The sequence below is a fragment of the Bartonella sp. MR168JLCBS genome (genome assembly GCF_042194175.1).
Map to the genome: position 1 here is coordinate 1 of NZ_JBHIMP010000549.1, position 268 is coordinate 268.

The 268-nt window shown below is 42.5% G+C and carries 1 protein-coding gene; it reads left to right on the forward strand.

The window, feature by feature from the left end; translation table 11 throughout:
• Positions 1-4: 4 nt before the first annotated feature.
• Positions 5-268, forward strand: a 264-nt coding sequence (locus tag ACFIK8_RS12580) for a bifunctional hydroxymethylpyrimidine kinase/phosphomethylpyrimidine kinase (protein ID WP_375669619.1), incomplete at its 3' end; no start/stop codon positions are given.

A 268-nucleotide genomic window follows, 5' to 3' on the forward strand; every position in this document is an offset into this window, starting at 1 on the left:
GTTTATACCTTCTGTTCTTATCGTTGCGGGTACCTACCCAACAGGCGGCGCTGGTATCGTTCGTGATATAGAAACAGCTGCCAATTTTCAAATAAAAGCAAGTTTAGCCATTACTTCCATTAACGTACAAGATGATAATCATGTTGCTGAAATTGTTCCAATGAGCGAAAAACTCATCGCCGCGCAAATGCGTACAGCCCTAGAGGCCAATCCAATAAGCGCAATTAAAATCGGTATGACAGGAACCAAAGCGATTGTTGTAGCAATC